The organism is Arcticibacter pallidicorallinus (assembly GCF_003002875.1).
Taxonomy (GTDB): Bacteria; Bacteroidota; Bacteroidia; order Sphingobacteriales; family Sphingobacteriaceae; genus Arcticibacter; species Arcticibacter pallidicorallinus.
Map to the genome: position 1 here is coordinate 108,778 of NZ_PVTH01000010.1, position 26,503 is coordinate 135,280.

At 47.1% G+C, this 26,503-nt stretch carries 17 protein-coding genes; 4 read left to right on the forward strand and 13 right to left on the reverse strand.

From position 1 onward, the window contains the following. Nucleotides 1-35: 35 nt before the first annotated feature. A complete protein-coding gene (locus B0I27_RS14815; protein WP_106294738.1) occupies nt 36-611 on the forward strand; it encodes a thymidine kinase in 576 nt (191 codons plus the stop codon). On the opposite strand, the gene B0I27_RS14820 is transcribed toward B0I27_RS14815, so the two are convergent. The 3 genes from B0I27_RS14820 to B0I27_RS14830 all read right to left on the reverse strand — a co-directional run bounded on the left by B0I27_RS14820 (nt 612) and on the right by B0I27_RS14830 (nt 5,980). After that, nucleotides 612-3,386: a S8 family peptidase gene (locus tag B0I27_RS14820; protein ID WP_106294740.1), complete on the reverse strand. Its 2,775-nt coding sequence runs from the start codon at nt 3,384-3,386 to the stop codon at nt 612-614. 86 nt (nt 3,387-3,472) lie between these two features. After that, nucleotides 3,473-4,882 carry a D-alanyl-D-alanine carboxypeptidase/D-alanyl-D-alanine endopeptidase gene (dacB, locus tag B0I27_RS14825; protein WP_106294742.1) on the reverse strand — a complete coding sequence of 470 codons (1,410 nt, stop codon included), beginning with the start codon at nt 4,880-4,882 and terminating at the stop codon, nt 3,473-3,475. A gap of 102 nt (nt 4,883-4,984) precedes the next feature. Further along, nucleotides 4,985-5,980 carry an aspartate-semialdehyde dehydrogenase gene (locus B0I27_RS14830; protein WP_106294744.1) on the reverse strand — a complete coding sequence of 332 codons (996 nt, stop codon included), beginning with the start codon at nt 5,978-5,980 and terminating at the stop codon, nt 4,985-4,987. 47 nt (nt 5,981-6,027) lie between these two features. Between B0I27_RS14830 and B0I27_RS14835 the strand changes: the two genes are divergently transcribed. The 3 genes from B0I27_RS14835 (at nt 6,028) to B0I27_RS14845 (ending at nt 9,845) form a co-directional block, all read left to right on the forward strand. Then, nucleotides 6,028-7,605 (forward strand): lamin tail domain-containing protein, encoded by a 1,578-nt coding sequence (locus tag B0I27_RS14835; RefSeq protein WP_106294746.1) that lies wholly within the window; start codon nt 6,028-6,030, stop codon nt 7,603-7,605. Nucleotides 7,606-7,733: 128 nt separating this feature from the next. Then, nucleotides 7,734-8,459 carry a YebC/PmpR family DNA-binding transcriptional regulator gene (locus B0I27_RS14840; protein ID WP_106294748.1) on the forward strand — a complete coding sequence of 242 codons (726 nt, stop codon included), beginning with the start codon at nt 7,734-7,736 and terminating at the stop codon, nt 8,457-8,459. A gap of 15 nt (nt 8,460-8,474) precedes the next feature. Beyond that, entirely contained in the window at nt 8,475-9,845 is a 1,371-nt protein-coding gene (locus B0I27_RS14845; protein WP_106294750.1) for a hypothetical protein, read from the forward strand. A 2-nt stretch (nt 9,846-9,847) separates the two neighbouring features. On the opposite strand, the gene B0I27_RS14850 is transcribed toward B0I27_RS14845, so the two are convergent. The 10 genes from B0I27_RS14850 to B0I27_RS14895 form a co-directional block, all read right to left on the reverse strand. Continuing rightward, nucleotides 9,848-10,651 (reverse strand): carboxylesterase family protein, encoded by an 804-nt coding sequence (locus B0I27_RS14850; protein WP_106294752.1) that lies wholly within the window; start codon nt 10,649-10,651, stop codon nt 9,848-9,850. Between the two features lie 41 nt (nt 10,652-10,692). Further along, entirely contained in the window at nt 10,693-12,942 is a 2,250-nt protein-coding gene (gene bglX, locus B0I27_RS14855) for a beta-glucosidase BglX (RefSeq protein ID WP_245925526.1), read from the reverse strand. 61 nt (nt 12,943-13,003) lie between these two features. Continuing rightward, nucleotides 13,004-14,752, reverse strand: coding sequence for a family 43 glycosylhydrolase (locus B0I27_RS14860; RefSeq protein ID WP_106294756.1), 1,749 nt, complete (start codon nt 14,750-14,752; stop codon nt 13,004-13,006). 2 nt (nt 14,753-14,754) lie between these two features. Beyond that, nucleotides 14,755-16,116, reverse strand: coding sequence for a glucoamylase family protein (locus tag B0I27_RS14865; RefSeq protein ID WP_106294758.1), 1,362 nt, complete (start codon nt 16,114-16,116; stop codon nt 14,755-14,757). A gap of 10 nt (nt 16,117-16,126) precedes the next feature. Beyond that, on the reverse strand, nt 16,127-17,791 hold the full coding sequence (locus tag B0I27_RS14870; protein WP_106294760.1) for a glucoamylase family protein: 1,665 nt from the start codon (nt 17,789-17,791) through the stop codon (nt 16,127-16,129). A gap of 15 nt (nt 17,792-17,806) precedes the next feature. Next, nucleotides 17,807-18,709: a LamG domain-containing protein gene (locus tag B0I27_RS14875; RefSeq protein WP_106294762.1), complete on the reverse strand. Its 903-nt coding sequence runs from the start codon at nt 18,707-18,709 to the stop codon at nt 17,807-17,809. 21 nt (nt 18,710-18,730) lie between these two features. Beyond that, entirely contained in the window at nt 18,731-20,272 is a 1,542-nt protein-coding gene (locus B0I27_RS14880) for a RagB/SusD family nutrient uptake outer membrane protein (RefSeq protein WP_106294764.1), read from the reverse strand. Between the two features lie 17 nt (nt 20,273-20,289). Continuing rightward, on the reverse strand, nt 20,290-23,319 hold the full coding sequence (locus B0I27_RS14885) for a SusC/RagA family TonB-linked outer membrane protein (RefSeq protein ID WP_106294766.1): 3,030 nt from the start codon (nt 23,317-23,319) through the stop codon (nt 20,290-20,292). A gap of 226 nt (nt 23,320-23,545) precedes the next feature. Next, on the reverse strand, nt 23,546-24,517 hold the full coding sequence (gene trhO / locus B0I27_RS14890) for an oxygen-dependent tRNA uridine(34) hydroxylase TrhO (protein WP_106294768.1): 972 nt from the start codon (nt 24,515-24,517) through the stop codon (nt 23,546-23,548). Between the two features lie 64 nt (nt 24,518-24,581). Further along, nucleotides 24,582-26,309: a S8 family peptidase gene (locus B0I27_RS14895; protein ID WP_106294770.1), complete on the reverse strand. Its 1,728-nt coding sequence runs from the start codon at nt 26,307-26,309 to the stop codon at nt 24,582-24,584. Between the last annotated feature and the right edge of the window lie 194 nt (nt 26,310-26,503).

The window sequence follows — 26,503 nt, forward strand, 5'->3', positions numbered from 1 at the left end:
TAAATTCTGATATTAGCCGCTCTCAAAAAAGGGATATGTTGTTTAGTGAGTTCCATTTCCGGTCTAAAAACGAGCGTAATGGCAGTATAGAGGTAATCTGCGGCTCCATGTTCTCCGGTAAGACCGAGGAACTTATCCGTCGTTTGAGACGGGCAAAAATAGCCAAACTGAACATCGAAATCTTTAAACCTGCAACAGACGTTCGGTACCACGAAACGCAGGTTGTCTCACATGACTCCAGCTCTATCGCCTCTACCCCGGTTGAACATTCATCGGCCATTCTCCTTTATGGTTCCAATACCGATGTTGTTGGGATAGACGAAGCGCAGTTTTTTGATGAGGGACTTACAGACGTCTGCATAGCTCTGGCCAACCGTGGCATACGCGTCATCATCGCCGGACTGGATATGGATTTTCAGGGCGAACCGTTTGGCCCCATGCCTTCTCTGATGGCCGTTGCAGAAGACGTCACCAAGGTTCACGCGATATGTGCGCAATGTGGCGCCCCCGCCTCTTACTCCTACCGTACCGCGACCAATGGCGATACTTTTTTCCTGGGAGAGAAGGAAAGTTACGAACCTCGATGCAGAGCTTGTTTCAATACAAAATAGTTATTTGACCACGCTAATTTTATGGGTGTAACTTTTGCCGTTAAACGTCAGCTGAAGTACATACATTCCCGCGTTCAAAGAGGCAACGTTAAAGTACAGCGTATGGCTCCCTTTAAAATAAGCTTGATTCTGCAGCAGGCTTTCTACCTTCTGGCCCATCATATTAAAAAGCGAAAGGCTTATATAGACGTCGTCGGGGAGATTCACCACCACCGCCATATTGCTGTTATTTCTTGAGGTTATCGGATTAGGATATGTCGAGAGGGTTTCGGTTGTTTCTTTGTCGTCGTTTATTATGTTATAATCCGACTGAACATTTAAAGAAGAACGTCGCAACTCCTCCAGGCTGCCGGCTCCTATATATGCGAACGCCACTTTCACGGAGCCGTTAGAAGGGATGGTATAGGGCCCGTATCCGGAAACAAAGGAAACATCATAACCTGAGCCTGGAGAACCGATTCCCGGGGACTGTACCCCGGACGATAACGTTTGAAACTTTTCCGCCGTAGTAAAATTATCGTCCGCGAGTATACCGCTGGTGAGGGATAGCGGATAATACTGTTGCTGTGCGGAACTACTCAATAACTTTACACCCGCGAAAGGAGCATCCGTTGTATTGGATGATACATAGGCAAGTTTGCCGGCCCCGTCATAAGCGGTATAGTTGGAGCTTCCACCGTCGATGTCCCAATCAGTAAACATCCCAATATAGGTTCCGGCGATATTTTGCGTACTCCTGTTGATGACTTCGTATTCCGCGATGATATAATTGTCTTTGCCTGGATCCTTACTGGCCGTAACGGTATGCTTTACGTCTACCAAAGCTCCTTCCGGCTGAGCACTATCATCAAATCTTGCCTCGGCAACGATTTGATCTTCCTGGGATGTCCCGGCAATAGAAGTGCGCTTGATGAAATGCGCATCGGCATCACCCGCAGTGCTGCGCGCATTATTGGAAACCAAACGGGCGGAGTAACCAATCATGAGTGAAGATTCGTAGAGCATCTGCTTTCCTTTGTAACTGAATCCCAATCCGTTGTTCTGGCCCTTTGAGGCGTATCCGATCTTTCCTACACTCGTGACAGTAGTCTGCAGGTCGTCGGTAATGATATTCAGATAATCCCGCGCTACCATGAGCGTAAAGGCTTCGTAATCCTGATACTGTCCGTTGTTAGCCCTGAAACCGACGATAAACTCTACGGGCATATTATCGGGGGCGCCCGCCGCCACTGTAAATTTGAATGCACCGATTCCGGTCTGGTCTTCCATGGTGCCGATATCACCCGCCTGGTGTCTGTCTGCCTTGATTTGTATGTAGGGGTTCTCCGTGCGTAACGTCACTTCGATACCATCAGCAGGCATCAGGTAATTACGGATATCAATATGCATTTCTATTTCAGCGCCCGCACGGAATGTTCCACTGCCCGGATCATCGAAGCGGATAGCCGTAGTACGTAGTGCCGGCGCTGTCTGCGTGAGTGCACGAAAGATATTGAGTCTCCCCTTCCCCAGCTTGCCGGCGTAGGATGGGTTGAGATTGTCGATATTATCGGCGGTAACGCGCAGCAGTTCTCCTACCTGCGCCATGGACAGGTCGGGGTAGTAGGATTTGAGCAGTGCGGCGGCACTGGACACGATGGGTGCAGCCATTGAGGTACCGGATTTCACGCCATAGCTGCTGTTATACGTCGTACTGAAAATGGAACTACCCGGCGCACTGATGGAGACGTAGCCACCAAAGTTGGAAGTGCCGGCCCGGGTATCGTTGTCCAAAATATTTGCTACTGCCAGTACGCCCTTGTATCCGGCAGGATAGTCCGGAACATCATTACCCTGGTTTCCGGCTGCAGCAATCACGAGGCAGTCTTTGCTTATGGCGTAATTGATCACATCCTCGCCGAAAAGGCTGCGTGCACTTGTTCCCCAGGAACAGTTAATAATTTTCGCTCCCTGATCCACGGCGTAGCGGATCCCTTCATATCCATTGTATATATCTTCCGGGGAGTCATCTGCTGCTACCTTTACAATAAGTAAGGGTGCAGACCCGGCAATACTGGAGATCCCTTTTCCATTACCCGTCAGGGCTGAGGCCAGGCCACTTACGTGCACGCCATGATCGTTGGCCGCCGATTTCACGTTCGGATCATCATCCTCTGTGATATTTCCTGCAGAGGCACCAATCAGGTCCTTGCCCCGTGGGATGATATTTCCCATCAGATCTTCATGATCAAGATCAGAGCCTGAGTCGACTATGCCAATGAGTACACCGGATGCATTGCGGATGAGATCCCAGGCCCGGGGCGCTCCGACCTGTGTGAGGTAACTTTGTCTGGGAGTATAATAGGGGTCGTTGGGGATCAACCGGGTGTGGTGGATGTAGGCAGGTTCAGCATATTCAACGTCCTTCATCGAGCGAAGCTCGCGCAAAACGCTGCCGATGTCGGCTGGGCCAGTGTATTTGAGTTCATAAATGCGGTCGAGGCCGATTTTGCTTGTATTTGCGGGACGGCTGATCCCCGAACGCAGCGCGGCCTGCGGAAACTTGGAAACGAGGCTCTGTACTCTAGCGACTTTTAATGTCGGTTGTGGTCTCAATGCACGGGTCTTGGTAACCGTGGCAGAAGACTCTTTAAATTTTACAATTACTGTATTTGGCAAATAGTCGGCCCTGTCGGCCGCATCTCCGGCAGATGCAGGATCTCCGTAATAGTTGGTCTGGGAATATAATGCGTGGTGGAAGCCAAGGAATACGATTAGAAGTATAAGTCTATTCATCCAGTCAAAATGATAGACGAATATAGCAGACTTCGTATGTAAAATAGCAGCTGCTAAAAAAGATTCAGCCCCTGATAAGTCGCACCCTATTTGAGCGTATCCAGCACCCTGAACATTTTTTGCCGGATAGCAGACGCACCTCCGTTATAATTATTGGTAATAAATGAGAAAACAAGCGGCGTGCCGTCGGAGCTTTTCTGATATCCGGTATAGCCAAGAACACGGCGGATACTGCCACTCTTCATCTTCATATTATTATATAACGGAAGACTTTCGTAAAATTGGGGAAACCATGCTTCGGATCTGGCGGAATGGAGGATCTTAGCCATGGCGAGGGTGGTAACCCTGTTTTCGGGCGATAATCCACTCCCGTCGAGGATGGAAATAGCGTTCTTATCAATGCCGAGCTTTTTATCCCAGTAACTGGCCAGGGTCTTCGTGGCATCGTCGAAGGAGCCGGTGTTTCCATCCACAATGGAGGCAGACCTCAGCAGATTCTCGGTATACAGGTTAAGACTCTTCTGGTTGAGCCAGTATACAATCCTGGAAATATCCGGCGACTGGTAACGGTCAATAATGGTTGCTGCTGCCTTTACAGGCATTTGATCCAGCCCCATTTTCCGGGCAGTTGTGGCTGTTCCTGAAATGGCGATTCCTGCTTTGCTAAACTGGCTACGGAGCTCCTGAGCAAGAAACAGAGCCGGGTCAGGCATAGAAATTTTTATCTCTTTTTTGAGATCAATCCCGTAGCTGCCACGCAGATAAATGATATCGCCGAAAGGTGCAGAGTAAGCATATACCTTGTCTCCACTTCCAGGACTACCGGTAATTACTTCATTGACAATACGAACGCCCGACACCTGAGGGTCTGTGCTTCTTAATGAAGTGAGCATACCGCTCCTGCTTCCCGGAGTAAAATTAACGCCTATCTCATTTTCCCGCCACGTCATGGCTGTTGAACCTGCCCCATAGTAATTACCTATATCACCCCATATCCACCCATCGGGTAAAGTCTGGGTCCCAAACAACAGGTCGTCCGCAATTATATTTCCTTCTATTTTATTGATGCCTGCCTTTTTAGCCGCTTCCAGCCAGCGGGCGAGTAAGGCTGTTGATTTGGTTTCATTGTAGCGATCGCTGCCCAGAGAAGGATCACCACTTCCTTTAATGATCAGATCGCCTTTTAGTACTCCTCCCGTGAGCGTACCGCTATATCTCAATGAGGTCTCCCATTTATATCCCGGCTTCAGCAAGCTGTAAGCTGTAATGCTGGTGATTGTTTTCAGTGTGGAGGCGGGAGCCAGTCCCGTTGACCCGTTCTTTGAAAAAATCACATCTCCCGTTTCGGCATGGAGAACAGTAAGTGAGCTTAAACCGTACTGCAGCTGACTGTCTCTCTCAAAAAGGAGGTAAGCATCGGAAATTTTTTCTTCCAGTGTCTGGCCGACGATAATTTGTGATACAAGCAACAGTAGAGGCAGAAAGAATGACTTCATGGGCTAATAGGAAAAAGATTCAAAACTCGTTAACTCAGATATAAAGCACACAAAAAAGGCGATGTTTTTATATACACCGCCTTTTGTTAAAGTGTTTTTAAATTATGCCGGAAGCAGTCCGTTCTTCAACATGTACTCTGCAATCTGAACCGCATTGGTAGCAGCGCCTTTACGAAGGTTGTCTGCAACTACCCATAAGTTCAGGGCCTTATCTTGCGACTCATCCCTGCGGATACGACCTACAAGGACCTCATCTTTCTCGTGTGCGTCTTTTGGCATCGGATAAACCAGGTTAGCAGGATCATCCACTACAAGAACACCCTCTTGCTGTGCAAGCAGGGAACGAACTTCGGCCAGGTCAAAATCATTCTCAAACTCCAGGTTGATAGACTCTGAGTGTCCGCCCATTACCGGGATACGCACAGTTGTAGCGGTAACACGGATAGAATCGTCGCCCATGATTTTCTTGGTTTCGAGGATCATTTTCATTTCTTCCTTGGTATAACCGTTATCCTGAAAAACATCTATCTGTGGAATAACGTTTAGATCAATTGGGTACGGATAAGCCATTGGCCCTTCTATTCCCTGTCTTTCATTCATTAACTGCTCTACAGCTTTAACTCCTGTACCGGTTACTGATTGATATGTTGATACAACAACTCTCTTTATTTTATATTTCTCGTGCAGTGGTTTTAATACAACCACCATTTGAATGGTAGAACAATTTGGGTTGGCAATTATTTTGTCTTCCGGGGTAAGCGTATCAGCGTTTACTTCAGGAACTACCAATTTTTTAGTAGGATCCATGCGCCAAGCAGACGAATTGTCAATAACAACGATACCAGCTTCCGCAAAGCGGGGAGCCTGTTCCTGCGAAGTACTTCCACCTGCAGAGAAAAGAGCTACGTCAGGTTTCATTGCAATTGCTTCATCCACTGTTACCACCTTATACTTCTTACCCTTGAATTCAAGTTCCTTACCAGCACTTTTCGCCGAAGCAACGGGAATTAATTCGGTAACCGGGAAATTGCGCTCTGCTAAAACTTTTAACATCACCGATCCTACAAGACCAGTAGCGCCTACAACTGCAACTTTCATCTTTTTTTGGTATAAATATTTGTTACATAATTACTAATCCGGCAAATATGAAAAAATGTTTACTGCTTTTCACTTTTTTTTACTGGAATTTTGCTATAGCTCAGTTAAAGGAGTCATTTAATGACGGGAACTTTACAAGTTCGCCGGTTTGGGCCGGTGATGTGACAGCATTTAAAGTGAACTCAAGTGGTAAGTTACAGACTGTCAAGAACGATTCTGCTTCGGCGAAGTATTTGTCGACGAGCCTGAGCCTTCCGGCGGCATGCAGTTGGGAGTTCAGCGTAGAATTGGGCTTCTCTCCTACATCTTCAAATTATGTACGCGTCTACCTGGCGGCAGAAAAGGCTGATTTGAGCGGCTCATTAAACGGCTATTTCGTAGAAATTGGGGAGAACGGATCGAAAGATTCTTATGACCTTTACAGGCAATCCGGGAGAAACGTACAGTTGCTGATCAACGGCATTGACGGGAGGGCCTCCGCTTCAACCCTGAGTACCCGTATCCTGGTAAACCGCGCGGAAGACGGCTCCTGGCAGCTGTACAGCAAGAACAGATCTGAATCTGCCTTTACATTGGAGGGGAAAGCAGATATACCGCCGGAGGCATCATCTGCTTCCTGGTTCGGGTTTCAATGTGTCTTTACCAAATCGTATTCGGCACAGTTCTATTTTGATGATATTGAGATCGGGGCGGTGAAGAATCCGGAGATAAGACCTGACCCGGGAATCCCGGCCGACAGCAGCTCCACACCTGGTCCCGGAGGCAGCCCGGCATACTCGGCGATCGGCAAGGAAGAGATCATCATCAATGAAGTGTTGTTTAATCCGCGGGGGGATGGTGCTGATTTTGTGGAAATATACAACCGTTCAGACAAGGTATTCAATCTGAAGCACCTATCGGTTGCGACGATGAAAAAAGACTCCGTAACCTCGGCAAAGCCCATTACTAAAAGTGATATCCTCCTATACCCGGCAAGTTATATGGCCTTGAGTGTTGATATAGGCAATATTGAAAGCGAGTATGATGCGCCTGATAGAAATGCGCTTTTGCAGGTACAGGCACTCCCCGCTTTCAGCAATGACAAGGGGATTGTGCTGCTGGTGTCTGACAGCACCTTGATTGATCGCCTGGACTACTCGGAAGACATGCACTCGCCCCTCATCAGGGATCCGGATGGCGTGTCTCTCGAACGTTCCGGATTTGAAAGAGGCACTAATGAGCCGGGAAACTTCTGCTCTGCAGCCGGGGCGGTGGGATACGCTACTCCGGGATATCGCAATTCGCAATTCCGGGACACGGTGACCGCGGATGAGCCTGTAAGTCTGGCTTCAAAGACTTTTTCGCCTGATAACGATGGCTTTGAAGATCAACTGATTATTCATTATTCTAACAGCGAACCGGGACTGCTGGCTAACGTATCTGCATATAACGGCAGCGGAGTCTTGGTCAGGAACATCTGCAGAAATACCACACTTAGCACGGAAGGGGATATTTTCTGGGATGGAACGGATGAGAACGGCAAAGTGGCACCGGTTGGAGTTTATATTATATTTCTGGAACTGACGGATTTGAGCGGAAAGACCCGGCGATATAAAAAAGCCTGCGTACTGGCATCCAGATTTTGATTTTTAGACTTATATCTGAGTATAATGGTCGCCAGCGTAAGGTCTTTTCTGTCATATTTTGTAAGTTTGGACTTCGTTTTCTTAGACTGGAGAACCTTTAAAATACTATAAAATAACTTTACTTATAAATGGGAAGAGCATTCGAGTTCCGTAAAGAAAGAAAATTTAAACGCTGGGCCAAGATGGCGGTTCAGTTTACCCGCTTGGGTAAGGAAATTGTAATGGCTGTAAAAGCAGGCGGTCCGCTTATCGAGACGAACTCGCGACTGCGTACAGCTGTGCAAAATGCGAAGGCCGTAAATATGCCTAAGGACAGGATCGAAGCGGCGATAAAGAGAGCGTCAAGCAAGGACGAAAGCAACTACGAAGAGATCGTTTATGAAGGATACGCGCCTCATGGAGTAGCTATACTCGTTGAAACAGCGACGGATAATACAAACCGCACGGTAGCGAACGTCCGCAGTTATTTCAATAAAACCAACGGAACATTAGGCAAAACAGGATCTCTGGATTTTATCTTCAATAGAAAGTCTGTATTTAAGTTTGACCCTGCAGACCGTGATCTGGAGGAGCTTGAGTTCGAGCTGATTGATGCGGGACTTGAAGATCTGTTTGTGGAAGCAGATGAAGAAGGAAACGACATCGCGGTACTTCATACTGCCTTTGAAGACTTTGGAAAGATGCAACGTGCACTCGAGGAGCAAGGCATCGAAGTGAAGAGTGCGAAACTGGAGCGGGTTGCACTATCTTTCTCTGAGGTTACGGAAGAACAGGCAGCTGACGTAATGAAGCTGATTGACAAGCTCGAAGACGACGATGATGTCCAGGCTGTTTATCATAACATGGCTGAGTAATTAAAAAAGAACGAAATGACTTTTGAAGAATTTTTCAATAAAAAGAGAATTGACCTGGGACTGCTCAAAGGTGCAAACCCTGCGCTTTATTCTGAATTCAAAAGTCATTTCGAAACCATGGGAGAAAAGAGCTTCGACCACACTAAAAAATTCTGGTTTAATAAGCTGAGGCATCTGTATCATTTGGCAGAACCAGTAAAAAAGGCTACCACACAGCCGGAGACGCAAATCGCATCACAGGCAGAACCGCTAAGCTCTCCTACTATCGAGCAGAATGTTCCGGCTATTCAAGCTGAGACGGGCCAGGAAGTGAAAGCGCCTGCTTCGCCCAAGCCGGGATTCCGACCGAGAAGCATCCCAGCTCCAGCTGTACAAAAAACAGAGCAACCTGCTGATACAAAAGACGATGCTGCTTCTGATAAGCCAGCCGCTCCGGTTAGCAAACCGGGGTTCAAGCCGCGGAATGTGAAGCCTGTATCGGGAGATTTATCAGAAGACTCACAGAAAACGGCCAGCCGGCCAGGCCAGGATATCCCGTCCGGTGCCTCGCAGGGTAATGCCGCAAATACACCCCGCCCTGCTTACAAACCACGCTTCAACGCTGGAAAGATCGCGGAAAAAACCGGAGATGCCGAAGAGAATGAGAAAGAGGCTATTGCAGGAACGACATCCCCGGCACAGACGACAGTCTCAAGTAAGGCTTCCGCATCAGCGGCAGAACAACCCAAGCCTGCCTATAAGCCCCGGTTTAATGTGAAAAACATTCCTGCTAAGGAGAATGCAGCGGGGGACAAGGATCCAGGTACGGAAGGTACTAAAGACAGAACATCTGCAGCAACTTCGCCCGTAGAGCATGCTGTTTCGGAGAGCTCCTCTCCGGCTGATAACGTAGCTAAAACAAGTGATGGAGCACCTGCTGCTGCTATTGATTCTGCCGTTGATCCTGTTGCAAAGCCGGTCTATAAGCCCCGCTTCAACCTTAAGACTACTATCAAAACGGAGGCTGAAGAAAAAGAAGGCAACTCTGTTGTAAAAGACCCTTCAACCGGAACGGCAGAACCTGAAGAACACACATTAGCTGCCGTTCAACCAACCACTGAAGAGGCCGGATCTCAATCAACACAGCAATTGCCGGAACAAAGGTCTGGTGCGACTGAAGAAGTAAAAGTTGCTGCACCGAAACCCGCTTATAAGCCGCGCTTCAACGCAAAGACTATTACACTGAAGGCAGATGATGAAGCAGGAGCTTCGCCATCTGAACAACCTGCGGCCCCTGTTGACTTGTCGGAGAAAAGCCAGGAGTCAGCAGCCGAAGCTTCGGAACAACCCACCAAGCCTGCTTACAAGCCCAGGTTCAATATAAAAAACATCAAACCTAAGGAATAGCTTTATTCTGATTTTTCCATTGGAGTAATGCGCTTCTTTGAAAATAGCCAGGACATGAGATCCGGCTCTGCAAAGGCTGGATCCCAACTGTTGTGGTTAGCTTCAGGATAGAGACTAAACTTCAGGTCTGCATTTCTCTTTCGCAGTTTCCTGACAATATCTTCTGAAAACTCAGGCGCGACAATATCATCTTTCCCACCGTGAAAAATCCAGAGAGAAACATCATCATACTTCTTGACGTTGGAAGGATCATCCCCACCGCATATAGCAAAGGCAGCGGCAAATACACCTTGCTTACGACGAAGGAGCTCGAAAGTGCCCATGCCTCCCATTGACAAACCTCCAGCATATATCTGCGAAGAATCTACAAACGGCTTTTCCAGTATTCTATCCACCAGTCCCAGTAGCATCCGCATAGCCTTGGTAGGTTTACCTTTCTTTCTGAAAGAAAAATGCCGTTTGCCTGCTGTATCTGTGCTGATCTTAACATTAGACCAATAGCTGTCTGCGGGACATTGAGGGGCTATCACAATGCAAGGATACGTGGTTCTGAACTCCGGCTTCAAAAAAAGACTACCCCCATTTCTTAGTTGATCTTCATTATTGCTGCCGCTCTCTCCTCTCCCATGTAGAAAGAAGATTACCGGATACTTCTTCGAACTATTGAAGCTCTCAGGGAACAGTATCCGGTAAGGCAATGTATCGCCTTCGGTAATGAATACCGTGCGCTCATAGCGACTGAAGTCCTGAGCCCGAAGATATGTAGCGCTCAGGCAGAGCATTAAAATTAGCAGACTTAGTCTCATACATTGTCGATTTACAGGGTATCCGGTAGCAGGTAGCTTAGTCACTGAAGCTTAAAGTTTACCTCTTTTGCATCCCGGCTGTTTGTACCGATAAATAACTTGAAATCTCCTGGTTCCGCAGCAAATTTTAGCTCAGAGTTGTAAAACTTAAGCATTTCTTCGTCTATCAGGAAGGTCACTTCCCTGGACTCCCCGGGCTTTAAGGAGACTTTCTGGAAACCCTTGAGTTCTTTTACCGGACGGGTGATACTACCGACCATATCCCGGATATAAAGCTGTACGACCTCCTTTCCTTCCAGGGATCCGCTGTTGGTAAGAGAGACACTTGCCGTTATAGACTTGCCTGACCTGAGCAGACTGTCGCTCAACCGGATATTTCCGTAAGAGAACTGTGTATAGCTCAGACCATATCCGAATGGGTACAAAGGGTCATTCGATACATCCAGATAATTGGAACGGAACTTTTGAAACCATTTGCCGTCTTCCAAAGGTCTGCCGGTGTTTTTATGGTTATAAAAGATTGGAACCTGTCCGACATTTTGCGGGAAAGTCATCGTAAGCTTTCCCGAAGGATTCACAGCGCCGAAGAGAACGTCAGCTATTGCATCTCCCGCCTCTGAGCCTCCAAACCAGACGTTCAAAATCGCGGGTACGTTTTCTGATTCCCATTGAAGAGCTAAGGGCCTTCCGGTGAACAAGATAAGAACAACCGGTTTGCCCGTTTTTAACAGTTCAGCAAGAAGATCTTTTTGAACCTGCGGAATACCAATATCGGTGCGGCTGGAGCTTTCCCCACTCATTTCGGCAGACTCTCCTAAAGCGGCGACGATCACGTCTGCCTGCCCGGCTATTTGCAGGGCCTCATTTCGGATCACTTCAGCACTCCGGCTGTCTCTACGCAAAGTCTTGCCGAACATGGTAGCGCGTTCTTCGAGAATACTGTCCTCAGTGAGATTTGAGCCCTTAGCATAGAGGATGCGGCTTTGCTTGCCTACGCTCGCCTTCAGGCCGTTTAATACGGAGACGGATTTACTGAAGTCAGCAGCTACACTCCAGGTTCCTGTCATATTCTCAGTTGCATCGGCAAGAGGTCCTATAAGCGCAATTGTTCCGGTCTTTTTCAGCGGTAGCGTATTGCGTTCATTCTTCATCAGGACAAAACTCTGAGCAGCAGTAGATCTGGCTTCCTTTCTAAATGCAGGGGTGTAAATCTCCTTCTTGCTTCTTTTTATATCACAATAGCGATAGGGGTCAGTGAAGAGGCCGAGCTTATACTTCGCTTCAAGCACTCGTCTGCAAGCCATATCGATTTCTTGCTGGCTCACCTTACCTTCATCTAGAGATTGTTTAAGCGTGGTCAGAAAACCTTCGCCTACCATATCCATATCGACACCGGCTTTAAGAGCCAGTGCCGAAACTGCCCGTAGATCGCCTAAGCCATGATCAACCATTTCATTGATGGCGGTATAATCGGTGACGACCATGCCATTAAATCCCCATTGATTTCGAAGAACTTCTGTCATCAGCCATTTATTGGCACTGGCCGGGATACCGTCCACTTCGTTAAATGAAGTCATCACTGTACCTACGCCTGCCTCAATAGATGCCTGATACGGAAGAAAGAATTCGTTATACATCCTCACCCGGCTCATATCGGTCGTATTATAATCGCGGCCGGCCTCAGCTGCTCCATACAGAGCGAAATGTTTCACACAAGCGATGATAGTATTGTTCTTTGAAAGGTCATCACCCTGGTAACCCTTAATCATGGCTTTGGCTATTTCTGCACCGAGGTAAGGGTCTTCGCCCGATCCTTCCGAAACCCGTCCCCATCGTGCGTCTCTTGAAATGTCGACCATAGGTGAGAAAGTCCAGTTAATACCATCTGCGCTTGCCTCAATCGCCGCGATTCTGGCGCTGCGCTCAATCAGTGGCATATCCCAGCTGCAGGATAGTCCGAGCGGAATAGGAAACACCGTCTGATATCCATGGATTACGTCCATTCCAAATATCAGCGGAATCTTCAACCGGCTCTTCTCTACAGCTATTTTCTGAACATCCCTGATTTTGGCGACTGTCTTGATATTAAACAATCCCCCGACCTTACCCTCTGCTATCTTACCTGCAATATCAGAGCTGGAAGCCTGTCCGGTCGTAATATCTCCCGCGCCGGGCAGGTTCAGCTGACCGAGTTTCTCTTCGACGGTCATCTGTTGCATCAGCCTGTTAATAAACTGATCCATCTTTGTGTCGCGTGTTGTCTGTGCCATCCCGGCTGAGAGAGATAGCATTAAGATTGTTAGTAACGTTCTGTAAACCTTCATAATTGACTAATTAAGCTTGTACCTGATGTTATTTTACTTCCACAGCGGGCGTCCGTTTTGATATACCATTCTCGCTGAATGCTTCAATACTGAAATAATAGGTTTGATCAACACCGAGACTCTTCAAGTGTAATGAGTCATCGTTGTAGACCATCCACGAGTTATATAATTTATCCGGTGCTATTCCCCAGAGGACGTTATGCCCCTGTACATTCTTCTCTTTCTTCCATGAAATTAAGGCATCCCGTCTATCGGGCAGACGCTTCACGTTGAATGACTTCACTGCGCCGGGAGCCTTTCCCTGCCCTGATCCAAAGACCCTCAATCCGGATATAGCCAGATTAGGGGTGGGTACATGGATGTTCTTGTATCGAATGTAGCGAACTGTTTTAGCCTGCCCTAACTCAACGTAGTCATTAGGCACGTCTTTTAAGCTATTGGATCTATCGACCAGAGTGCTCCAGCGTTTTCCATTTGTTGACCCCTCGATTACGTACCGGTGGTAAAGACCTGAAACACGACCGTAGAGATCAGACTTAAAATCGTGGTAGTTTAACTGGATAGCATGGACAGCAGAGGGCTTCTGCAGATCAATTTCCAGCCATTGCGTCGAGTCGTTCTTCGCTGCTACCCAGAAAGTTTTGATACTCTCATCTGTAATATTCTCTGGGGAATAGCCTTCAAATGTGGAGGATGCTTTAACCGGCTTATCGAACGACAACAACATCCATCCTCTAAAAGCACCTTTTTTACCGGCCACCGAAGGAGCGTAGTGTGGATAATCGCCAAAGCTTGTATTGGAATACATCAGACCATCCTTATCAAAGAACGCCGGAAACATACATAGTCGTCGCTCCCAATTGACATTAACAGATAATGCCATGGAGGCAAAATGCCAGTAGGTATTGTCGGGACCAAAAACAGTGCTTCCATGACCCGCACCATTAGCAAATCCCCCGGGTTTATAGAAAACCGGATTGTTGGGCGCATACTCGTAAGGACCCAGCGGGGAATCACTGGTATATACCCCATCTCCATACACATTAAACTCCGTCCCCGGTGCCGCATACTGCATGTAGTACTTGTTATTATGCTTCGTTAGCCATGCCCCTTCCATATAGCCTTTCAGTACCGTATCCGAATGATTCTCTCCGAAGCGTTCCCAACCGTGTTTATCTCCATCCAGCTTAAAAAGCTCGACTATCTTCTCGTCCGCCTGAAAGCGGTTGGTTCGGTCCAGTTTACGCCCTCTCAGAGGATATGTATTAGAAGAACCCCAGAACATATACGCCTGACCATCATCATCGATAAATAAATCAGGATCCTGCAGATCATTAAGAATGTTCGGTACGGCTTTCCAGTCCCCCCTTTTCGGGTTATCCGTATACAGAATACTCATCGAGCCTGAAGGATCTCCGGCTACGTATAAAACCGAGTCTTTATAGTTGTGGGCTGCCGGAGCATTCGATCCCTGGAAGTACCACTTCTCCGGGGCGATGAACGTCCAGCTGGCGAGGTCTGTAGAATGCCAGTAGCCCATGGAGCGGGTTACAAACATATAGTACTCCCCTCTGAACTTGACGACAGCGGGGTCGGCACCTGACCGGTAAGAAAGGTTACGGCTGGCATCATAGACCATGTAAGTGTAGTCAATATTCAGGGGATTGCAATAGGTGCTCGTCTGTGTGTGCTGCGCCCTAAGCGCTGGAATAGAGCAGAAAAGAAGCGCATAGAAAAGCAAAAAATAGCCCCTGTATATTTTGATTCTTTCGATCATATTTAACGTTTTAAATGCGGACTTTCAAAGCCCAGCTTGTTCAAACCATTTTGTACATCCACATTTTTCATGAACAATTTCCAGAGTAAGCCCGACCTCCCGTTTTCAATCATCACCACCTGCGGACCCTGGTCTATTGCCAGATATCTTTGAGGGTACCAATGTTCCGTCTCACTGAATGCATCGTAAAATCCATACTTCCCCCATACCTTATCTTCGAGGTCCTCATAGAGGTACCGAATCACCTGCACGGAATATTCAGGGGTATACGGATAGGATGATATCGCTGCTGTAGGTGATATCACCCCCAGATCTTCGCCAGGTTTGTGACCTGCATAGCCGTTAACAGAATAGCTCGCGGTAAGTCCCCAGGACTTTTCTCCGTAGCCCTTATAACCCTTCGGATTCTGTATAGCATAAGCCCGATGAATCAGCGTATGGTTCTTATTTAGCGCCCAATAATCCGCATACTTGTCCTTCAAGCCTGTCGGGTCTAAACCCAGATAAGAGTAATGAGCCCAGAAAAGCGGACCAACACTACCGGGTGAACCATTGTGTGACAGTATGGTCTTATAACCGAATTGTTCAGCATCGGTCTTTATCGCACCATTCCGGGCCCAGCCTTCGTGATAAACATCAGCGGGAACACCATGCGTAGGCGAAGCAGCTGCCAGCAGATACATCATCAGACATTCGTCATAGCCGCGAACCGCAAAGTTCATTTCCCAACCGAACTGCGGACTCCAATGCCAGTAGAGCACATTTTCGCCATTCTTCCGATACCAGCTCCAGTCGATGCTTTTCCATAGGCTATCCGCCCGATTTGCAAGTCCTTGTTCCTCCTCGTTCCCGTTACGGAAATACTCACTTACACAAATCAGGCCCTGGGCCATAAAAGCAGTCTCCACTAAGTCGCCGCCATTGTCTTTCTTACTAAAGGGCTTCACCTTGCCCGTCTTCCCCTCAAACCAGTGCGGCCAGGCACCATGGAACCGATCTGCTTTACCAAGAAAGTCTACCACAAGCGAAAGGCGCTCAACAGCTTCCTCTCTGCTGATAAACTTCCGTTCGACACCCACCAGGATGGCCATCACTCCAAAACCACTACCTCCAATCGTTACCACATCCTGATCATTCTGAGGGTATTCGCCATCGATATGGATCCGCTCCCTCGCCATTCCCGAATTGGGTTCAGCCCCCTCCCAGAAATAGTCGAACGTTCTTTTCTGAACGAGGGTTAACAAGGAATCATCGGTAAGTGAATCGGTTCCTGAAGACGCTGTCGCGGAGTTAGTCTTTTTACTCCCTCCACAAGCAGACATCAGGAGTATAAGAACCAGGTATAGAATCTGTAAACTCTTCATTTTCCTATTGTTAAATATGAGGACTACTAAAACCCAGGTCTTTAAGACCTTTTTTCACTTCCGGACAACTCATAAACAAGTCCCACAGAAGACCGCTTCTGTGATTTTCTATCATCACGATAATAGGACCCTGATCAATAGCCAGAAACGAATTGGCAAACCAGGGTTCATAAAGGGAAAATGCATCAATAAAACCGTACTCTTTCCACAGCCTGTCTCCTAGCTTGTAATAAAAAAACTTCAACGCTCTCATAGATTCCTCGGGAGTATAGGGGAAGGACGATAGGGCCGCCGTTGGCGATACTACGCCATTATCATTTCTCGGGTCATGAGCCAGGTAGCCGTTAATATCGTCACTAGCCGTTAGTCCCCAGCACTCTTCACTGTAACCGAAGAACTTTTTAGGATTGGCTACCGAGTATCGGTAGTTGATCATCGTATGCGCTTTATTCTGCACTCCATAATCAGCATAAGCATCTTTCAGGCCATTTGGGTTCAGGCCCAGAAAAGAATAGTGAGAGAAGAACAGCGGACCACCATTTTCAGGCCCCAGCGGCAGTACGACATCATAATACCTATTGCCATTTACCATCTGGCCATTATTGGCCCAGCCCTTATCATAAACTGATTTGGGAATAGCATGATTCGGCGAAGAAGCCGCCAGTACATAAGTAATCAGCGCTTCATTCCATCCACGGATAGGCAGGTTAATGTCCCAGTTGTATTGAGGGCTCCAATGCCAGTACAGAACATCTTGGTTACCGCGCCTGAACCAATCCCACTCCACATCATTCCACAAGATATTGATATCATTGCGAAGTGTCGACTCGGCCGCACCTCCCCCGTCGAAGAACTGCCGGGCGGTTAAAAGCCCCTGGAAGAGCAGTGAGGTTTCAACAAGGTCGGCCCCATTGTCTTTGGCACTGAAGGGTTGCACCGCGCCTGTACTGCCGTTCATCCAGTGCGGAAACGCGCCATGAAAACGCTGCGCTTTATTCTTGAGAAAGTCGACGATACGCTGCATGCGGGTCAGTGCCTCCTGGCGGCTGATGAAATTACGATGAACACCCACCACTATCGACATAATGCCGAAACCCGAACCTCCGGAAGTAACCGTTTCGCCGGAGGTATTTCGTTCCCTGGCTAAACCACTAACGGGATGTGCAAAATCCCAGAAATACTTAAATGTCTGCTTTTGCACCAGCGTTAGCAACTCGTCGTCGCTTATGCGAGGAAATTTATCGGTAGAGTCTAATCGCGTACTTAAGTTGATAACTACATTCTCTTCTAAGGTTTGCCCGGTGGTGTTTTGTAGCCCCTGACTAACCACCAGCCTAAAGCTGCTGAACGAAGGCAGAGCCGAGACAGGTTTAACAACTATAGACCGGTTATCATTCTCATAGGTTATAGAATATGGAACCCTTTCTCCGGACGATTCATTGAAAAGAACACTACCCGCCGCAGAAGAAATGTCCAGTGCTGAAGAGAAAATCAGCTTCATAGAAGGCTGCCGACCTATATCTGTATAAGTCAGCGTCGTGTCTGATAAGCTGTCTACCTCTATTGATACTAGTTCAAACGGATCAGCTTCAGGAGCAGACTCTTCCTTGCTATCCTTTTTGCAAGCGAAAAAGACACCAAAGCAAAGTATGAACGCCAGTCGCAGTACTTTCATGTAACACAGTTAAAATTATCTACCTTGTCGTTCTAACTGATATAGCGCCGATATCTCCTGTGCACTCAGCGCTTTTTTGTAAATACGCATCTCGTCCAGCATTCCTGTATAATTAAGCATCCAGGGCTCCAGCCCCCCGTAAGGAGCACCCAAGTGATTCTGAAATCCTCCGATCACGAACCTCGCGGCATCTTTAAACGTGAGAGCACCCAGACCGGCATCCCCAGCACCACTTTTACGGTCCGCAGCAGTTCCAATGTCTACAGCCTGTCCATTGGCATACATTGCCGCCTTGGAAGTCTGTTCATCGTAGGTATACGTTATATGCCTCCAGGCGCCATACATATTGTCCGGGCGGACTGACTCTGGCGGGTCTATCCAATGCTCTATATTGATAACAGGCGGAGTCGAGTTTTTCTCAAAGTGAAGTTTCATTTGCATCTTGTTGCTCGACGATGTATTACCCTCCAGGATCACTTGAAAGTTTCCCCAGAAAGAGCCATCAGCTCTCGTCAGCGCGTAGATCCCCTGAGCTCCACCACTATGCTTGGGAGTATTGACCCAGAAAGAAACAGTAAAACTGGTTAATGCGGCAACAGATCCGGGGTTATCATATGATATAAATGCGTTAGCCGCACCTTTATAGGCCTGCCCTTTCCTTCCGGCAGCAAAAGTTCCATCTCCATTAATACGTTCTCCGGTCACGTTTCCCTGAGCGTCCTTCGCATCCCCGTCGAAGCTCCAGTAAGCTACCAGATCAGAGGAAGCAATTTCCTCCGAGCCTGTCCATTCTCCGATAGAAGGAGGAGCGCCGGCTGCAAAGTCATCGTCCATTTCCGGCTCTGTACACCGACTGAAGAAGATGCCTAACACAGTTATTAACAGAACTGTTGTTAGCGATTGATATCTGCGTTTCATAAAAATTCTTTTATATCAATATTAATAACCCGGATTCTGAGTCAGGCGCCCGCCACTCAAATCACGCTGCGCCTGAGGAACTGGAAAGAGTTCATGCTTACCATCAACAAAGGGCTTACCCTTTGAACGGAGCACTGTCCCTGCCCTGCCTTGTCTTACCAGATCGAAGAAACGGTCCTGTTCCATTGCCAGCTCCACCCTCCGCTCCCGCCAGATATTGTCAACAGTACCCGCTGCCGCATCCAGACCCGCCCGGTTACGCACCATGGTAAGCTTCGCCTGAGCCTCTCCTCCGTTTCCAAGATTGGCCTGTGCTTCAGCATACATCAGCAATACATCCGCGTAGCGCATCAGGCGTATATTCTTGGGCTTTTTATCCTTGTTATTACTAACCTGAGGAGACTCTCTAAGCGGACTGTGGTAAGCTTTGTAATTGTAGCGTTCATTCTCCACAGAATCTTGAGTGGGAATTCTAAAACCGTCCCATAGCAGGGTACCCACATTGGCCGGATCGCCGCCCGCTCTCGGAACAACCGTCGGGTTAATGAAAATTATGCTGGCTGCCCGTCTTTCATCATTGGGTTCATAGGCATTGGCAAGATCGGCAGTTGGGGTGTTAATTCCGAAACCCAGATCATTCCATCCCCCACGTGATCGTGGCCCCTGACCATTGCTATACAGCTCACTGACAGCATTTTCTCCCAGATTCACCCCTGTTTGCACCTCAAATATCGATTCGATGTTATTGTTTCCACCTTCATTATTTACTGGATTTTCCCTGAAAATCGCAGCGTAGTCCTGAACCAGATCATACGAACCGGAGTTAATTACCGCGGTAGTATTTTCCAGGACCTTCGGCCAGTCTTTACGATACATATAAACCTTTGCCAGGTAGCTTTGTGCCGCGCCCTTCGTAGCCCGGCCTACTACTGTTGCACCTTTCAATGGAAGATTGTCGGCAGCAAACTGAAGGTCTTCAAGTATTACCTGATATATCTCTTCTTGTGTTGCACGGGTCTGGAACTCATCACTATTTCCCTCTGAAGGATCAGGCACACGAATTAACTTAGGCACTCCACCAAATGTCCTGACGAGATTAAAATAGTACAGGCCCCTTAAGAAACGTACTTCTCCAAGTAATCTATTCTTGACGCTCTGCTCGAATGTACTCTGACTTAGAATATCGATCGCGCGGTTAACCCTGGCAATGGCAGTATAATGTCCTGCCCAGATATTATTCAGAATAAAGTTATTTGGAGTAACCGTAAAGTTGTCTATCTCTCCACCAGCGGCAAAGTCCGACGGCGAGCTCCCTTTCTCTGTATCATCCGATGCTATATCGTTAAGACACTGGAAGAGGAAGCCTACCGTGGTATTTCCAAAACCACCAAAATACAAGGTATTATACACCCCCCCTACCAGCTGTTCGGCAGCGTTGGGATCTATCAAAGCTTGCTCTTCCACGAGCTGTCCCTGCGGGTTAATATCTAAAAAATCCTTACTGCATCCAGACAGCGTAATCAGCGCTGCTGTAATCAGTATACTATATCTTTGCATTCTCATGTCGTTCCGTTTAAAATTTACAAGCCTATATTGACACCAAAAGTAAACGTGCGGGTAGTTGGATAGATATTCGACTCTATCCCCGCATTAAGCGGATTTCCACTGATGATTTCAGGCGTAAATCCGCTATATCCTGTGATTGTAGCCAGATTCTGAGCAGCAACAAACACTCTCAGTCTGTCTATAAAAAACCTGGAAAGCTTCTCCTTCGGCACAGCGTATCCGAGGGTTAAGTTGTTGATACGGAAGAAATCGCCCTTCTCAAGAAAGTATGTTGAAGCGGGGAGCTGTGCCAGATTGGCCCGGGGGTCAGTACCGCTTGGCCTGTCAGGAGTCCAGCGATTTTTTACAACAGCTGCTTCAAGGTTGTCGCGCTGGTCTAAACGTGAAGCCTTCTTACCATTGTATATCTTTCCTCCGGCAGTACCGTAAGTGTTAATACTTAGATCAAAAGACTTGTAAGTCAAACTACCGTTGATTCCAAAGGTATACTTGGGTTGATACGAGCCTACATATGTTCTGTCGAATTCGTTAATCACGCCATCAGGGGTACCATCAGGCCCTCCCAAATCCCTATACCTCAAATCACCGGGGCGGGCATCTTTCTGCGCCGATGCAGCTATTTCCTCAGCATCCTGAAAAATGCCGGTAGCTTCATAAATGTAGAAACTGCCGATAGGCTGACCATTGTCAGATCGGGTCACGTTTCCCTGGTTACCGCCAATATTGCCCTCAACGAGTGCCTGGCCGCCGTTAAGACCCGTGATCTCGTTCTTATTATAAGACACGTTTCCACCGATGTTATAGCTCCAGTTATCATTGATTTTATCCGTCCAGTGTATGCCAAATTCTAGCCCTCTATTGGTAAAGGTCGCCGCGTTGGTCGTGTACAAGGCATCTGCATCTCCCAGGATAGCCGGTATCCTGATGTCTATCAAGGCATCCGTAGTCTTCTTATGATAATAATCGATCTCACCGGTCAGCCGATTATTAATAAAGCCGTAGTCGAGACCAAGATCATACTCTTCTGTCGTCTCCCACTTGACATTTCTGTCTGGTAACTGATCGAACGCTATACCCGAATATTCGACACCGTCATAGAAATAAGGAAGATTGATTGCAGCGATAGGGAAATAAACGTTGGTGTTGATCTGGTCATTTCCTACTTTACCCCAGCTTCCCCTGATCTTGAAGGTGGTAAGCGTCTTTTGCCCTTTCATGAAATCTTCCTCCGCGATATTCCATCCTAGCCCTACAGAAGGGAAATAACCCCATCTGTTTGAAGAAGGAAATCTTGAGGTACCATCCGCCCTGAAGGTAGCGGTTAAGAGATAGCGGTTATCATACGCATAGTTCAAGCGGCTGATGTACGAATTCCTCGCCCACTTATCGCCGGTATTATTATTGGTAGCTCCCGTAGTAGATCCGGCACCGAGATACCATTGATCGCGATCGGCAGGAACATTCACACGTTTGCCTTCCAAGCCGTTGAAACGGTAATATTCGGAAGTCACACCAACCAGAACGTTGACACTATGCTTGTCGAATATCTTATTGAAAGTGGCTGTATTATCCCAAACCCATTTGGTAGCATTATTACTGATTACGGTTAGGTCGCTCTTATCACGAAGCTGATTACCTCCTTCTGTAAGGAACACGCTGTTCGCTCCCACATTGGCAAACTGGTAGCCATAGTTCGTACTTCTTAAAAAATCGAGATCAACGCCGAAGCTGGAGCGCAGGCTTAACCACGACACCGGCTTCACATCAAGAGCGAATGATCCCTGAAGACGATTGCCCAGAGTGCGGTTATCCACCTTTTCCAAACTCAGCAGTGGGTTTCCGACGTTGTTGGACAACGATGTATTACCATACAAATCATTGACTTTTGACGCTATATATGGTGCCGCACGATAGGCTACATTGAAAGCCCCCAGATCAACGCCCCGATTGTTTAAGCGGCTAAAAGAAATCAAAGAGGATAACTTCAGCCATTTTGTAGCATTGTATTCATTATTAGATCGAAGAGTAAACCTGTTGAAATTATTCGTTTCAATTATTCCGGCGTCAGAGAGATAGCCCGCGCTGAAAAAATAGGTCAGATCCTCAGTACCACCTGAGAGCGAAAGGTTATGATTTTGCTGAAAGCCCTTCTTCAGAATTGCATCGTACCAGTCTGTATTGGCACCGTTTGCAATCTGGTCCGTAGTAATTAACTCATCACCGCTTCCATAATATACATTTGCTTCATTCAGATAACCCGCGTACTGAGCAGGTCCTGCCATATCTACAAGATTTGCAGCCTCCTTTACACCCGTGTGAGCATCATAGGAGATCACCATCTTACCCTGCTTCCCTTTTTTCGTGGTGATTAGTAAGACCCCGTTCGCTGCACGCATACCATAGATCGCCGTAGCAGAGGCATCCTTGAGGATGTCCATCGAAACAATATCCGCATTATTAATATTCCTGATATCCTCAGTGATAATTCCGTCCACGACGTAGAGCGGGTTTGCACCACCTTTCATTGTTCCTGTACCACGTATTCTAACCGTAGGCAGGGCATTAGGATCTCCGGAACTAATGATCTGGACACCGGCCACACGCCCTTGAATGGCTTGTGTCGCCGCTAGAACAGGCTGACTGGCGATATCTGCTCCCTTTATTTTCGCAACGGACCCTGTCACATCACTTTTCCTCTGCGTACCATAACCGACAACCACCACCTCTTCCAAAGCTGACGCGGAGGTTTTCATGGTGACGGTAAGCGTAGTTTGATTGTTAACAGGAACTTCTGCAGGCTCGAAGCCAATATAGGTGAAAACCAGAGTGGCGTTAGGCGCAACGGTTATGGTAAATGCGCCATTCGCGTCCGTTGACGTACCCTGGGCTGCTCCTTTCACCTTGATACTTACACCTATTAATGTTTCACCATTGGCAACATCTGTAACCCTGCCTTTCACAACGATGTTTTGTGAAAAAGCTTCTCCGGTAAATAAAAGGATTATCAGAACGCAAGCTGCCAGGCTTGTAAATAATTTCCTCATAGGTTTACAATTTAGTTAACGGTTTAACAGTTAGTTAGTTGAATAACAAAACCGTTTGCGTTTTGTGCCACCAATAAGAGAAAAAATAACTCTGGAACAGGAAAGCTACTACCGGCGTTAATAATATCCCAAAAGTTGTACTGCCGGGATATAAACACAGGACTAAATAAGTAGGGTTCCTACAAACAAAAAAGTCCGGCTTTTTGGGCCGGACTATATAAATATCTTAAAACTGAAGCTCGGGGACAGGCTGTCCACTCTTTCTTTTATTCAGGTTAACCTGCATCGGTACCTTCACATAATATCCGGTGCCGTCAAATTTCCGCTTCCGCGGATGCTCCTTACAAGGCTCAGAACAGCAACCGTCCAGCTCCCAACCGCAATCATCACACTGGGTAAAGTGCTCATTACACTCCGGATTGGCGCAATTGATCATCTTAGCCGTGGTTTGCCCACAATTATAACACTTAGAAATAACAACCGGATTTACCTGATTCACGTCAACCGCGACCCGACCGTCAAATACATAACACTTGCCTTCGAAGTCTTTGCCACCCGCTTCTTTGCCGTATTTGATGATTCCCCCATGTAGCTGATAAACTTCGGGGAAGCCCTCATGCAATAGCAAAGCAGAAGCCTTTTCACACTTAATACCCCCCGTGCAGTACGTCAGGATCTTCTTATCCTTATATTTTGCCAGTTCATTGATCATCGCCGGAAAATCACGGAAATTATCAATGTCAAGAGTCACTGCATTTTTAAACTTTCCTAATGAATGTTCATAGTTGGACCGTACGTCAAGTACAACTACATCATCCCTGTCCTTCATTTCCATGAATTCTTTAGGCTCCAGATGTATTCCTGTCTTTTCCTGTGGATTGATGATCTGAGGATCACGAAGTCCCGAATGCACGATCTCCGACTTATAGCGACAGTGCATCTTTATGAACGAAGGCTCTGCTACATCGTCTACCTTAAACTCGATCCCTTTAAATATAGGATTCGATTCAATATGACGCATATAGGCCTCACAGGATTCTTTGGTCCCCGAAACAGTGCCGTTAAGTCCTTCGTCGGCTATAATGATGCGGCCAACAAGATTAAGAGATTTGCAGTAGCGAAGATGGTCTTCGGCAAACTGCTCAGCGTTCGCTATAGTTGTATAGCAATAATAAAGTAATGTCTGATATTCTGTCATAGATTCACCGATACTGCTGCAAACAGCGTTAAATGCGCTGCAAAGGTAAAAATAATTCCCGAAATTATTTACGCTGCAGCTTCTCTGCCAGTTGGATAGCGTTGTAGGCATTTACAACACCTCCAGAAACACAGAGCTCTGAAAGCGGTACACGCTTAGTTCCTTCCACATCTACAACTTTAATCTTCTGATCAACCCTGACAACCGACTTCATGATAATATCTTTCACTTCAACTGCCGTCAACGACGGATAGTATGAGCGGATCAGTGCTGCAACGCCTGCAACCACAGGAGAAGCCATACTCGTACCATTATTTGCCTTATACCTAGAACCCGGTATGGTCGAGTTGATTTTCATCCCAGGGGCGAACACATCTACTGTACGCTTTCCATAGTTTGAGAACTCGGCTACCAGGTTACCATCATTCTTCCATCCCGATGCGCCTACCTCTATCCAGTTCGCCGCTTTGGGAAGGCCGAGCTTCGTAGTATCCCTGCCAATCTTTAGCGGAGTTCTGGATCTCATTCCGTTACTGGGCATAGTACCCGCCGCCTGCTCTATTGCAGCAATGACCGGGCGAGGAGCATGCCACATATTCGGATCCCGCTCGTCTGCAAATATCGGTGTCGGGAAATTATTGCTGTAATCCGTATTTTTTCCGTCGTTACCCGCAGCGTGCACTAACAGAACGTCTTTAGATGCAGCATACCGAACAGCACTATCAACCAATTTCTTATCCCAGGAAAAAGACTTTCCGAAACTCATGTTAATGACTTTCGCCCCGTTATCAACGGCATAGAAAATGGAATTCGCCACGTCCTTATCCCGCTCATCTCCATCTGGAACAGCCCTGACACCCAGAATGCGCACATTATCAGCTACTCCTTTAATACCCTTATCGTTCGTACGGTTGGCACCAATGATCCCCGCCACATGCGTACCATGCTCAGCATCCGGACCTTGAATATCAGCGTTACCATAATGCCGTTGCCAGCCGTTCGCATAATCATCTTTAATGGAATCACGAGGATCATAATCCATATTCAGATGGTAATTCACCTGGCTATGGTAATAGTGTAAAGTTTCATCAAACTCCTCCTTGAACTTTTCATAATCCGGGTCCTTCTTCATCGAAGATTTAATCGTCTTAAGCGCTCTGGATTCTAAATCATTCTTTGCCTTATAAGCTTCAAAATCTTTTAAAGTGGGTTTCTCCTTACCAACATTCTTCACAATAGCCGATACGTGTTTAGAAAGCAGAGACATTTGCTCGTACCCGTAGCGAGCATTCTCTAGCCTTCCCATGTACTCCGTCACGAGTCTTTTGTAAAGATTAAACTCTGCCCTTTGCTCCTTATCAAGAGGTGTAGAGTTGACCACCGAGGCATACTGATCCTGGTATTTGCGTACCATCCTCAACACCTCCAGATTATCATAGCGCACACTTGCTTCAGGAGAACCCAGGAAGTTCCAACCATAAATATCGTCTGCATAACCATTATTGTCGTCATCCTTTTTATTAGAGGCAAGTTCTTTGGGATTTACGTACATAACGTCTTTCAAATCCTCATGATCTTGTTGTATCCCGCCGTCAATTACTGCGACTACAACAGGTACGCTCTTTTTACCTTTTAATAATTCCTGATAGGCCTTTTCGGTACTGACGCCAAAGACACCATCCTGAACAAGATCCAGGTTAAACCAATTCGGTTTAGGCTCTTCAGATTTCTGTGCGATAGAAGCGAACGGCAGAAACGCCGAAAACAAAAATACTTTGCTAAATATGTTCATCCGAGAAATATTCCTTTCTGAGTTAGTGTGTTGGTTGTGTGTGTGTTTATAAGCTCTTCTTATAATAATAAGGCATAGCTTACGAAGATAACAAAAGCATAACGCACAAAAAAGCCCGGTAGTACTGAAACTACCGGGCTGATTTAAGATTTGGCACCGACCTACTCTCCCACATGTTACTGCAGTACCATCGG